Source organism: Nonomuraea sp. NPDC005650, from assembly GCF_040605375.1.
Lineage (GTDB): Bacteria > Actinomycetota > Actinomycetes > Streptosporangiales > Streptosporangiaceae > Nonomuraea.
Window position 1 is genome coordinate 122,442 of the sequence record NZ_JBEXCR010000021.1, and the last position, 12,273, is coordinate 134,714.

Annotated in this window: 10 protein-coding genes; 4 read left to right on the forward strand and 6 right to left on the reverse strand. The window is 72.0% G+C overall.

Going from position 1 to position 12,273, the window contains the following annotated elements:
• The first annotated feature begins 46 nt into the window (after nucleotides 1-46).
• Nucleotides 47-2,833: a glycoside hydrolase family 2 TIM barrel-domain containing protein gene (locus tag ABZS69_RS33625; protein WP_355379381.1), complete on the forward strand. Its 2,787-nt coding sequence runs from the start codon at nucleotides 47-49 to the stop codon at nucleotides 2,831-2,833.
• An 87-nt stretch (nucleotides 2,834-2,920) separates the two neighbouring features.
• Nucleotides 2,921-3,730 carry a methyltransferase domain-containing protein gene (locus tag ABZS69_RS33630; protein ID WP_355379382.1) on the forward strand — a complete coding sequence of 270 codons (810 nt, stop codon included), beginning with the start codon at nucleotides 2,921-2,923 and terminating at the stop codon, nucleotides 3,728-3,730.
• A gap of 154 nt (nucleotides 3,731-3,884) precedes the next feature.
• On the opposite strand, the gene tuf is transcribed toward ABZS69_RS33630, so the two are convergent.
• The 4 genes from tuf to ABZS69_RS33650 form a co-directional block, all read right to left on the reverse strand.
• Nucleotides 3,885-5,105 carry an elongation factor Tu gene (gene tuf, locus ABZS69_RS33635; RefSeq protein ID WP_355379383.1) on the reverse strand — a complete coding sequence of 407 codons (1,221 nt, stop codon included), beginning with the start codon at nucleotides 5,103-5,105 and terminating at the stop codon, nucleotides 3,885-3,887.
• A gap of 734 nt (nucleotides 5,106-5,839) precedes the next feature.
• A complete protein-coding gene (locus ABZS69_RS33640; protein ID WP_355379384.1) occupies nucleotides 5,840-7,072 on the reverse strand; it encodes an RNA polymerase sigma factor in 1,233 nt (410 codons plus the stop codon).
• A 115-nt stretch (nucleotides 7,073-7,187) separates the two neighbouring features.
• Nucleotides 7,188-7,520 (reverse strand): YciI family protein, encoded by a 333-nt coding sequence (locus ABZS69_RS33645; RefSeq protein ID WP_355379475.1) that lies wholly within the window; start codon nucleotides 7,518-7,520, stop codon nucleotides 7,188-7,190.
• Nucleotides 7,521-7,778: 258 nt separating this feature from the next.
• A complete protein-coding gene (locus ABZS69_RS33650) occupies nucleotides 7,779-8,369 on the reverse strand; it encodes a hypothetical protein (RefSeq protein WP_355379385.1) in 591 nt (196 codons plus the stop codon).
• Between the two features lie 153 nt (nucleotides 8,370-8,522).
• Between ABZS69_RS33650 and ABZS69_RS33655 the strand changes: the two genes are divergently transcribed.
• Together ABZS69_RS33655 and ABZS69_RS33660 are read left to right on the forward strand one after the other, a co-directional pair.
• Nucleotides 8,523-9,104, forward strand: a complete 582-nt coding sequence (locus ABZS69_RS33655; protein WP_355379386.1) for a hypothetical protein — start codon at nucleotides 8,523-8,525, stop codon at nucleotides 9,102-9,104.
• A 230-nt stretch (nucleotides 9,105-9,334) separates the two neighbouring features.
• The gene (locus tag ABZS69_RS33660) at nucleotides 9,335-10,033 is read left to right on the forward strand and encodes an alpha/beta hydrolase (protein ID WP_355379387.1); all 699 of its coding nucleotides are present in this window, start codon (nucleotides 9,335-9,337) and stop codon (nucleotides 10,031-10,033) included.
• A gap of 91 nt (nucleotides 10,034-10,124) precedes the next feature.
• Here ABZS69_RS33660 and ABZS69_RS33665 read toward each other — a convergent pair whose 3' ends face one another.
• Together ABZS69_RS33665 and ABZS69_RS33670 are read right to left on the reverse strand one after the other, a co-directional pair.
• Nucleotides 10,125-11,300 carry an MFS transporter gene (locus ABZS69_RS33665; RefSeq protein ID WP_355379388.1) on the reverse strand — a complete coding sequence of 392 codons (1,176 nt, stop codon included), beginning with the start codon at nucleotides 11,298-11,300 and terminating at the stop codon, nucleotides 10,125-10,127.
• A 135-nt stretch (nucleotides 11,301-11,435) separates the two neighbouring features.
• The gene (locus tag ABZS69_RS33670; protein ID WP_355379389.1) at nucleotides 11,436-12,116 is read right to left on the reverse strand and encodes a hypothetical protein; all 681 of its coding nucleotides are present in this window, start codon (nucleotides 12,114-12,116) and stop codon (nucleotides 11,436-11,438) included.
• Between the last annotated feature and the right edge of the window lie 157 nt (nucleotides 12,117-12,273).

Genomic DNA, 12,273 nt, shown 5'->3' on the forward strand with positions numbered 1-12,273 from the left:
AACTCATCGATGACGAAACCATCTCTAACCTCTAGGCTCGACCGCGATGGATCTCGAAACTTTCTCCCCCGGTTCGGGGCTGCTCGAACCCCGGGCGGCACTCCGCTCTGACGCGCCCGCCGTTGACCTCAACGGCACGTGGCGCTTCCGCCTCTCACCCACCGCGAACGTCCCCGACGACTTCGCCCAGCCCGCCTTCGACGACGCGGACTGGGACGAGCTCCCGGTCCCGTCCCACTGGAACCTGCACGGGCACGGTGCGCCCGCGTACACGAACGTCGTCTTCCCGATCCCCGTCGACCCGCCCCGGGTCCCCGACGAGAACCCGACGGGTGACTACCGCCGCGTGTTCGACCTGCCGGAGGGCTGGACGGGCGGCCGGCTGCGGTTCGAGGGCGCCGACTCCTTCGCCAGGGTCTGGCTCAACGGCCACGAGCTGGGCTTCTGGACCGGCAGCAGGCTGCCCGCCGAGTTCGACGCGGGGCCGTACCTGCGGCCGGGGCGCAACGTGCTGGCCGTGCGCGTGCACCAGTGGTCGGCCGCCACGTACCTCGAAGACCAGGACATGTGGTGGCTGCCGGGCATCTTCCGCGACGTCACCCTCACCCGCTCCGCCGCCGACGTCTTCGTGCGCACCTCGTACGCGGACGGGCGCGGCACGCTGAGCTTCGAGGGCTCGGGCACGCTGAGCGTCCCCGAACTGGGCGTCGCCGACCTCGCGCCCGGGGCGGAGGTGACGCTGGAGGCGGAGCCGTGGACGGCCGAGACGCCCCGCCTGTACGACGCCGTCCTGACCCTCCCCGACGAGACGGTACGGCTGCGCGTCGGCTTCCGCACGATCTCCATCGTCGACGGCGTGCTCCTGGCCAACGGCCGCCCGCTGCTGTTCAAGGGCGTGAACCGGCACGAGTTCCACCCGGAGAGCGGCCGGACCCTGACGTACGAGACGATGCGCGAGGACGTGCTGCTGATGAAGCGGCACAACGTCAACGCCGTCAGGACCAGCCACTACCCGCCCCACCCCGGCTTCCTCGACCTGTGCGACGAGCTGGGCCTGTGGGTCATCGACGAGTGCGACCTCGAGACCCACGGCTTCGGCCAGGTCGGCTGGCGCGCCAACCCCACCGACGACCCCCGCTACGCCGACGCGCTGCTCGACCGCATGCGCCGCATGGTCGAACGCGACAAGAACCACCCCAGCGTCATCATGTGGTCGCTCGGCAACGAGGCGGGCGTCGGCCGGAACCTGGCCGTCATGTCCGACTGGACCCGCGAGCGCGACCCGTCCCGGCCGATCCACTACGAGGGCGACTGGTCGTGCGCGCACACGGACGTCTACTCCCGCATGTACGCCTCGCACGCCGAGGTCGAGCTCATCGGCCGGCGCGAGGAGACGCCGCTGGACGACCCCGAGCTGGACGCGCGGCGGCGGGGCATGCCGTTCATGCAGTGCGAGTACGCCCACGCCATGGGCAACGGGCCCGGCGGGCTGGCCGAGTACCAGGAGCTGTTCGAGAAGTATCCGCGGCTGGCCGGCGGGTTCATCTGGGAGTGGATCGACCACGGGCTGGCGCATCCCGAGTACGAGTACGCGTACGGGGGCGACTACGGCGAGCCCGTGCACGACTCGAACTTCGTCATCGACGGCCTCGTGTTCCCCGACCGCACGCCGTCGCCCGGGCTGATCGACCTGAAGAAGGTGTTCGAGCCGGTGCGGTTCGAGTTCGGGGACGGCGTGGTGCGCGTCGTCAACGGCTACGGCTTCGCGGACCTGTCCCACCTGGAGTTCCTGGCCACGGTGGAGGCGGACGGGGAGACGGTCGCCGAGCACCGGCTGACCGTGCCCGCCGAGGGCGGCGAGGTCAAGCTGCCCGCCGGCTCGGGCGCCGGAGAGGTGTGGCTCACCGTACGCGCGGTGCTGGCGGCCGACCAGCCGTGGGCCGAGGCGGGCCACGAGGTCGCCTGGGGCCAGGCGCTCCTGTCGCCGCTCGTCGGCGAGGCCGTCGAGGGCGCGCCCGCGACGTGGACCGCCGGGCTGGTCCGCGACGGCGGCGAGATCACCGTGGGCGACTCGGCCTTCGACCTGGAGACCGGACGCCTGATCAGGTTGTTCGGCGTGGAGGTGGAGGGGCCGCGGCTCGGCCTGTGGCGGGCGCCGACCGACAACGACACCTACGGCGGCCTGGCCGGCAAGTGGCGCGGGCTCGGCCTGCACCGCCTGACCCACCGCGTGGACGCGGTCGAGACCGGCGACGGGCTGACCGTGCGCACCCGGGTCGCGCCGGCCGCGACCGACCTCGGCCTGCGCGCCACCTACACCTGGACGGCGTCGGACGGCGGCCTGGAGCTGCGGGTGGACGTCGAGCCGGAGGGCGACTGGGCCGACCCCATCCCGCGCCTCGGGCTGGACATGACGCTGCCCGCCGGCGCGGTCGAACACGTCATCTGGTTCGGCCGGGGGCCGGGCGAGGCGTACCCGGACACGGGGATGTCCGCCAGGGTCGGCCGCTGGCGGGCGAGCCTGGCGGAGTTCCAGACGCCGTACGTGTTCCCGCAGGAGAACGGCCACCGGGCGGACGTGCGCTGGGCCGACCTCGGCGCCTTCAGGGTGCGCGGGTTCCCGGTGTTCGGGCTGACCGCGCGGCCGTGGAGCGCCTTCGACCTGGACCGGGCGCGGCACCGGCCGGACCTGGTGCCGGGCGGGCGCGTGCACGTCGGCCTCGACCTGGCCCAGCAGGGCATCGGCACCGCGACCTGCGGGCCCGGCGCGCTGCCCGCGTACGACCTCAGGGCCGGGCGGACGACGTTCCGGCTCCGCTTCGAACCCAGCTGACCGACGGATCTGATCATGCGCGGCCCCCCGGCGGGGCCGCGCGCCCTTCGTGCTGACGTTTCACTGACGCTCAACGGGAGGACTGTGATGGATGCCAAGGAATACCTGGCCGGTGTGTTCGACCGCGCTTCCGGCACCTACGAGCAGGTGGGGGTGCCGTTCTTCGCGCCCGTGGCCGCCGAGCTCGTACGGCAGGCCGGGCCGGGGCCGGGCGACCGCGTCCTGGACGCCGGCTGCGGGACGGGCGCCTCGCTCGTGCCCGCGGCGCAGGCCGTCGGCCCCACGGGGCGGGTGGTCGGGCTGGACCTCGCGCCCGGCATGGTCGCCGCCGCCACGGCCGAGATCGACCGGCACGGCCTGGGCCACGCGACCGTCCTGCTGGGCGACGCCGAACGGGCCGCGGAGCTGCTGCCCGGCGAGCGGTTCGACGTCGTGCTGGCCGGGATGATGCTGTACTTCCTGCCCGACCCGCTGGCCGCCGTCCGCTCCATGACCGGGCTGCTGCGGCCCGGCGGCCGGCTGGCGGCCAGCCTGCTGGTCCGGTCGAGCCCGGTCGAGGTCGAGCTGCTCGGCCTGGTGGGGCGGGCATTGGAGCCGTACACCTCGGGGGCGGGCGGCGCCCCGTTCAGCCACACGCTGGGCACGGCCGAGGAGCTGACCGGGCTGTTCGTGGCGGGCGGGCTGGGCGGGGTCCGGTACGAGGACGTGGTGTTCGAGGTGACCGTCGAGGCGGGGCAGGTGTGGGACTGGCTCTGGTCGGCCGCCCGCCGGGCCCCGCTGGAGGCGATCCCGGAGCACCTGCGCGGGGAAGCCCGGGCGGCCCTGGAGGCGTCGCTACCCCAGGACCGCTTCGTCCTTCCCCGCACGGTGCGCTTCGCAACGGGCATCCGCCCCTGACCGACCCGGCCCGAGCCCGGGCCTGGGACCGGGGCCCTGATCGACCTGGCCCGAGCCCCAGCCCGGGACCCGGGCCTTGATCGGCCGGGACCGGGCGTGCTGAGCGCGCCCGGTCAGCCGTCGGGGCGCGCGGGTCAGGCGTCGGGCGCCTGGGTCAGGCGTCGGGCACGGTGAGGATCGTGCCCGCGCCGACCGTCAGCCCGCCCTCGCGGATGGCGAAGCCGAGCCCGGGCTCCAGCGCGACCGCCTTACCCAGCTCGACCGACACGTCCACCGTGTCACCCGGCCGAGCGGTGAGGGCGGCGCCGGACTGAGCGTCGTCGGTGCCGGGCTGGGCGGTGGGGGACGACAGCAGCGTCATCTCCCCGGGCACGTCCGTCGTCCGCAGGTAGAACTGCGGCCGGTAGCCGGACGCGATCGGCCTGCGCCGCCCGCCCTCCTCCGCGGTCAGGAGGTACACGCGGGCGGTGAAGGACCGGTGGGCCCGCTGGCTGCCGGGCGCCGCCAGCACCATGCCGCGCCGTACCTGCTCGCGGCGGACCCCGCGCAGCAGCACGGCCGCGTTGTCGCCGGCCTCGCCCCGCTCCATCGTCTTGCCGAACGTCTCCACGCCCGTGACGACGGCGCCGAACCCGTCACCGAACCCGACCGCCTCCACCGTGTCACCGACCCGGACGGTGCCGCGCTCGATGGCCCCGGTGACGACCGTGCCCCGGCCGGTGACCGTGAGCACGTTCTCGACCGGCATGAGGAACGGCGCGTCCACGTACCGCACCGGCACGGGGATGTGCTCGTCCACCGCCCGCAGCAGCGCCTCGATCGACGCGGTCCAGACCGGGTCGCCCTCCAGCGCCCGCAGCCCGGACACCCGCACCATCGGGACGCCGTCGTAGCCGTGCTCGGCCAGCAGCTCCTGCAGCTCCAGCTCGACCAGGTCGGTCAGCTCCGGGTCCGCGCCGTCGGCCTTGTTGACGGCCACGACCAGGTGCTCGACGCCTACCCGCTTGGCGAGCAGCACGTGCTCCCTGGTCTGCGGCATGATCCCGTCGTGCGCGGACACGACCAGGATCGCGCCGTCGAGCTGCGCCGCGCCCGTGATCATGTTCTTCACGTAGTCGGCGTGCCCGGGCATGTCCACGTGCGCGTAGTGGCGGGTGTCGGTCTCGTACTCGACGTGCGAGATGTTGATCGTGATGCCCCGCTGCGCCTCCTCGGGCGTGCGGTCGATCCGCTCGAACGGCGTGTACGTGGCCTGCCCGCGCTCCGCCAGCACCTTCGTGATGGCGGCGGTCAGCGTGGTCTTGCCGTGGTCGACGTGCCCCATCGTGCCGATGTTGAGATGCGGCTTGTTCCGTACGTAGGCCTGCTTGGCCATGGTTCCTTCCTTGAGACCTGGTTTCCGTGTGACCCGTGCTCGGGGCCGACAACCTCCCCCCGCCGGGTCACCTCAGGACTCACGGGAAGAGGTCAACGCTCCAGGCCGTCGCAGGCACGCTCAAGCACGCCCGGCACCGCGGGCGTCACAAGGAGAGCGTGCAGGAACATGCGAACCATAGTGCGATCGTCAGCACACAACCGCAACCGAATATTCCCGGGGGGCCGACGCCACCCTCCCGTTGCCCATCTGGGTGGTCGGCCGTTGGAGCCCACCCCGAGCCAAAGGTCTTCGCCATGGCGGCGCTTCGCGCCAAGAGGCTCAGGCGCCCTTATCAAGGCGCCTGACGGCGCACCCCCCGCGCCTTCGCGTACCCGCCCGTTGACCGACGAGGCGGTGGGCCATCTGACGCCCACCCCGGGCCCGCACGCCTTTCGGGCCATTCGGAGGCCGATGCGGAGACAGGACAGTGGTCGGGCCGATGTCTTGCCGAGAGGGCGGAAGGATACAGCGGCGCAGGAGTTTCCCCAGCTCGCGGCAGCTCATCCAGCGGGTCAGCCGCCGCCGATCAATGCCATGCCGTACCCGCCGATCAGGGTCGGCCCGGTGATCGGCGGGGCTGCTCCCACCCCGCCGGGACGGGCGGCCCGACGCACGCCGCGGGTGTAGGCACACGTGGGCAGGTCCGTGACCGTGGAGTTTCGTGGTCTGGGCAGCGGGCCCGCGACATTTCCTCAGGACCCCTCGACGGTGGCCAGGCGGCGTCGGAGGTGGACGCGTTCGGGCTCGCTCCCGGCCGTGTCGAGAGCCGCGCGATAGGCCGCGGCGGCCTCGGGGAGGCGGCCGAGGCGGTGCAGCAGGTCGGCGCGCGCCACCAGGTAGGGGTGGTAGTCGCGCAGCCGCGGCTCGCCGGACAACTCGTCCAGCAGCGCCAGGCCCGCCTCGGGTCCGTCGCGCATGGCCACGGCCGCCGCCCGGTTCAGCGCGACCACCGGGGACGGGTCGAGCGCGAGCAGCACGTCGTACAGGGCCACGACCTGCGGCCAGTCGGTCGTGGCCAGGTCCGCCGCCTCGTCGTGGAGGGCGGCGATGGCGGCCTGCACGCCGTACACGCCGGGCGGGCCGCCGCTCAGCGCGGTCACCACCAGGGCCGAGCCCTCCTCGATCAGGTCCCGGTCCCAGCGGGCGCGGTCCTGCTCGTCCAGCAGCACCGGCTCGCCGCCGGGACCGGTACGGGCGTCGCGGCGCGCGTGGACCAGCAGCATCAACGCCAGCAGCCCGGCGACCTCCCGCTCGGAGGGCAGCAGCCGGCGCAGGATCCGCGCCAGCCGGATCGCCTCCTCGGCCAGGTCCAGGCGCTGCAGGTCGGGCCCGGAGCTGGCCGCGTACCCCTCGGTGAAGATCGAGTAGATCACCTGGAGCACACCGGGCAGGCGCTCGGGCAGCTCGTCCGCGCCGGGCACGCGGAACGGGATGCGGGCCTCGCGGATCTTCTTCTTCGCCCGGACGATCCGCTTGGCCATCGTCTGCACCGGCACCAGGAAGGCCCGCGCCACCTCCGGCGTGGTCAGCCCCGCCAGGCAGCGCAATGTCAACGCGCCACGGTCCTCGGTGGGCAGCGCGGGGTGGGCGCAGGTGAAGAAGAGCTGCAGCCGCTCGTCCGGCAGCTCGCCGTCCGCGTCGGCCGGCGGGGCGTGTGCTGCCCGCTCCGCCTCCACCTGCAGGATGGCCAGCCGCGCGGCGAACGCCTGGTCGCGCCTGAGCCGGTCGACCGCCTTGCGCCGCGCCGTCGTCATCAGCCACGCGCCCGGCTTGGGCGGCACGCCCTCGACCGGCCAGTGCGTCAACGCCGCCTCGATGGCGTCCGAGGTCACCTCCTCGGCGAGGTCGAGATCGCCGAACCGGCGCACGAGCGCGGCCAGCAGCCGGCCGCGCTCCTCCCGGAAGACCGCCTCGACCTCACGCACTTCGCCACACCTCAGACATCATGGGCAACTTTGGCACCTCAGGCACGACGCACCTCACGTACCTCAGGCACCTCAAGCACGAGGCACCTCAGACACCTCAGGCACGTCGAGCTTCTCAGGCGCCGAAGTCGGCGATCGGACGTACGACCACCGACCCGCCGCCGCGCGAGCCCGGGCAGCGGGCGGCCCAGTCGAGCGCCACGTCGAGGTCCGGTACGTCGATCACGTAGAACCCGCCCAGAACCTCCCGAGTCTCGGCGTACGGCCCGTCGGTCACGGTCCGGACGCCGTCCCGGTCGACGCGCACGGTCGTGGCGGTCACCAGATCGGCCAGCGACTCGCCGGACACCCAGACACCCGCCTCACGCACGGCCTTGTCATAGGCCATCCAGTCCTCGACGGTGCACTGGTCGCCCTGGTCGGCGGTGGCGGCGTTGATCAGCATCATGTACTTCACGGTGTTCCCCCCATGGGTCAGGTCAGAGTACGGCAGGCCCGCCGCACACCCTCACCACGAACGGACTCCCGCCAAATGGACAGGGCCTCCCAACATTTTCCTCAGACAACCACAAGACCCGAGCCCCCTGCGCGACCAAGGCAACCGCAGGGCATGCCACCGCACGCCAATTCGCCGAGAAACTGGTCATGAAAGGCGGCATGCCAGGCCGAAGTCCTCCGAAGAGATCGCACGCTCGCTGATCGCAGGTCAGCGCGACCGAGCCCTCCGTCGTGTCCAGACGATCGCCGCCAGCGCGACCGCCCCGATCAACAGGGCGATCGCCATTGGGCCGGTCCAGTCGAAGGCGGGTGCGTGTTCGGAGCTGACGCGGGTAGGCGTTCCCAGCGCCTTGATCAGCTCGGGAGTGAGCGGCTCCATGCCCTGGGTCTGGTCGGAGGGCCGCAACGGCTGGTCGCCGGGAGGCAGGAGCCTGTTGCCCGAGCACGACGTCGTGGCCAGTCCCGAGCCGCGGGCCTTGGCGAACACCAGGTGGCGGGCGCCCTTCACGAACTCGTATCCGCAGGCCGGCCCCTGCGCCTTGGTGAACACCTCGACCTCGGCGCCGAGTTCGCCCTTGTAGACGTGGTCGGTGCGGAGCGTGGCGGTGACGCTGCCGCCGTTGAGCATCGGTTCGTTCACCTGGACGTTCGTGACGGTAGCGGAGAACGCGGCCGTCGCGTCGTTGACGTGCTGCTGTGGTGTACGCATCGCACATGAGCAGCCCGAGCGGGCGTCCACCGTACCCGCGGAAACCATCAGCAGAGCGGCCACCAGGGAGAGCACCGCGAGCATACGCATCGTCATGTCCATCTGGACGTATCGCAGCCGTGATCGGTTCGGTTGAACCAGATCTTCGGCCACTGCCCTGGCGCGCCGCTGCGGGGCAGTCGGAGCACCCGGCTAACCACAGGATCATCCCAGCGGCGATGCGCTTCATGGGACGATCGGAGAGTGGGCCGCTATGACCGTTTCGTGGAGGAGTTGCTTGATTTCCTGCTGATGCGGCTTGATGAGACAGGCTTCGCGCAGCTCGTCGCCCATGAACCGAGGCGCATGATCGCCGGGTACTCGAACGGCAGTCACTACGTGGCCGGCAACCGTTGGGGGCCCCAGACCACCTGGTTCACCGGTTGCGCAACCTGCTCGCCGATTCCCTCTCGCGTCATGATCGACCCGGTGACCGGCGCCGAATGCGTGCGGTGGCGGGCGATCGACTGGAAGGCATACAGGGAGGGCGCCGTGCCGCATGAGCAGCGGGACGGCCGTACACATGAGCTTGAGACATGGGGCACCTACCTCGGCATGAACGTCGAAGAGTGGCCGTGCCTGTGTGTCCGGTCCTTGGCGCTGCCGTTCGCCGATGACCCGGACTACTGTTACGGGTGGAGGCCGGAGTATGCCGTATTCGCCTCTGGGAAGCTTGTTCACCCTGACGACGATCGCCAGTGGCCCCATCAGCTCCCGCCACCCCTCGGCGCTGCCCAACGGCGAGTGATCAACCTCGCGGCAGCATCCAGATCATCACTCGGGTGACGACACTCCAAGGCCGCGCTTGGTCGGTGGTAGGGTCGCCGTGCATGTACCGACTTGAGGAGGTGAGACCCGTTAACGCTGTAGCAGGCCGGGTGCTCAACTCCCTCGTGAACGTGCGGTTCGTCTGACATAGGTGGCCGCGGGAGCGCCCGTAAGGCATCCCGAAAGGCAACGAACCTATGCGTTTCATTTCAGAGACGACCTCGAACGGTGTCTCCGAACGTCTCTTCATGCTCCCGGACCTCCCCGGCGTCCTCTGGTCGCCCGCCGACGCCGACGGGGGCCGTCCTCTCGTACTGCTGGGCCATGGCGGTGGCCAGCACAAGACGGCGCCGGGCCTGGTGGCCCGTGCCCACCGCTATGTGACGGAGTGCGGTTTCGCGGTGGCGGCCATCGACGCGCCCGGGCACGGCGACCGGCCCAGGACCGAACGTGACGAGCGGTTCGCGGCCGACCTCAGGGAACGGAGGGCGGCGGGCGAAGAGATCGGTCCGCTGATCGTCCGCTTCAATGCCGAACGCGGCGCGCAGGCGGTTCCCGAGTGGCGGGCCACCCTCGACGCCCTCCAGGAACTCGACGGCGTCGGCGCGGGCGGGCCCGTGGGATTCTGGGGGGTTTCGCTGGGCAGCGCGGTCGGCGTGCCGTTCGTCGCGGCCGAGCCGAGGATCAACGCCGCCGTCTTCGGCCTCGCCGGGCACGAGACGCTGGGCGAGGCGGCGGCTCGGATCACCGTCCCGGTCGAGTTCCTCCTGCAGTGGGACGACGAGCTGGTGCCGCGTGACTCGGGGCTGGCGCTGTTCGACGCCTTCGCCTCCAAGGAGAAGACGCTGCACGCCAACCCCGGCCCGCACGTGGACGTTCCCGCGTTCGAGCTGGAGAGTTCGGAGCGCTTCTTCAGCCGGCATCTCCTCGGGCGGATCAGCGCATAGCGGCGCGCTGTGGCGGCCTCGGCCGGTGGTGGCACCGTGCACGAGGCCGTCCCCGTCTGCTGAGCCCTGGGGAGGAAAGAGCCGAGCAGGGTCAGCGGGGTCTGGTGAGCGACCACAGGGAGGCCACCATGAGGAGGGCGGTCAGCCCGCCGCAGATCATCGCCGTGGAGACCGAGAAGGCGTCGACGACCCGGCCGCCGACGAGCGCGCCGAGGGCGAACGTCGCCTGGAAGGAGGAGGTGAAGACGACCGTGGCGGCCTCCGGCGTTCGGGGGGCGGCGTTCATGAACCAGGCTTGGGAGCAGACCGGCACGCCCCCGTACGCCAGGCCCCACAGGACCACCAGCGCGACGGCGCCGGCGGTGGTGGTGCCGGCTGCGGGCAGTGCCAGCGTGGTGAGGGCGATCAGGCCGCCGCAGGCCATGAAGGCCGCTCGCGGGGCGGTCGCGACCGCCTTGCTCGCGAGGAAGTTCCCTGCCGTCCCCGCGATGCCGTACGCCAGGAGCGTGGCGCTGACGGCGGCGGGGTCCAGGTGGGTGACGTGCTGGAGGAAGGGGGTGACGTAGGTGTAGGTGCCGAAGTGCGCCAGGACGACGAGGAACGTGGCCAGCAGGGCGATCCTGGTGCCGCGTTCGCGCAGGAGGCCGAGCAGGACGCGGCCGCTGGTGACCTGCTGGGCGGGCAGCGGCGGCAGCAGCATCAGCAGGGCGACCAGCACGAGGAGCGACAGCGCGGCCAGGGCGAGGAAGGCGGTTCGCCAGCCGGCGAGGTGACCGATGAAGGTGCCGGCCGGCACGCCGAGCACGGAGCCCAGGGGGACGGCGGAGAAGATCAGCGCTGTGGCGGCGCCGACCGAGCGGGGCGGCACGAGGCGGGCGGCCAGCCCGGCGCCGATCGACCAGAATCCGCCGATCGTGAGGCCGACCAGCACCCTGGAGAGCAGCATGATCCAGTACGAGGTCGCCACCGCCGCCAGCACGTCGGCGACCGCGAGCACCGCCATGAGCACGCACAGCATCACCCGGCGGTCCAGGCGGGCGGTGGCCAGCGTGACGGCGGGCGCGGCGACGGCGGCGACGATGCCGGGCAGGGTCATGGTCAGCCCGGTGGTGCCGTCGGAGATGCCGAAATCGGCGCCGATGTCGGGCAGCAGGCCGATGGGCAGGATCTCGCTGGTGACGATGGCGAAGATGCCCAGCGTGAGCGAGGCGACCGCCAGCCGGCTGACGAGCGGTGAGCGCGGCCGGGCTTGGGTGAGCGTGGACATGGTTCCGTTCGGTTGGTTGGGGACCTTGGGCAGGGCACCAGCCAAGCAACGACGGAGGGGTGGATACCGGCAGGTTTCAGACCGCACCATGCTTCTGGCGGCCCTACGACAGGGCGCCGCTCGCCCCTCACCCTGTCATCCCGCCCGGGTGGCCCGGGTCTCGCGGGAGTCGGAGGTGTCGGACCGGGCGGCCTCGGTCTCGCCGGAGTCGCCGCCGCCGGACCGGGTGGTACGGCGCCGGTTGAAGTAGTGCACGGTCAAGAGGCCGAGCAGCGGCCCCCACGCGGCCAGCGGCGCGTACGTCACCCAGAAGACGACCGCCTGCCAGCCGTGCACGATCAGACCGGAGGGGTTCCCGTTGATCATCCGGCCGGAGGCGAGCATGACCAACGCGAACGGGAAGACCAGCAGCACCGCCGCCCCCAGGCCGGCGGGTACGACGGCCGCCAGGATCGGCACCCGGCGGCCGCCCAGACCGGGGATCCGGCGCGGCCACACCTCACCCCACTGGGCGACCAGCCCGACGGTGAGGAGCGCCGCCGCCTCGCTGACCACGCTGAGCGCGACGATGTACCACCACCGGCCGTCGATCAGCATCGGCCCGTGGCCGGGCGGGGGCGCCGAACCGAACTCCAGCAGCGGCGCGCCGAAGATGAGGGCCGCGATCCGCCAGATGCCGGAGGGCAGCGGGATCAGGGTGGTGGCGTAGGCGGCCCACACGGCCCAGCGGGGCACGCCCGCCGCCGTCCGCCCGTGCAGCTTCGCCAGGATGACGCGCAGCCGTCCGATCTGCGGTGCTTCGCCGAGGGTGGTCATACGGGGGCCTCCGGTCAAACAGGTGGTTGTTCGCTTGGCGACTTCCGATCGTCGCGGCCACCGCGTCCGCGGGCCTCCCCCATGTGGGGGAACCGCGTGCGGAACCACCTGCCCGAGCTCTGGCCTGGGACCAGAGTGTGATCCTCACCGTGGTTGA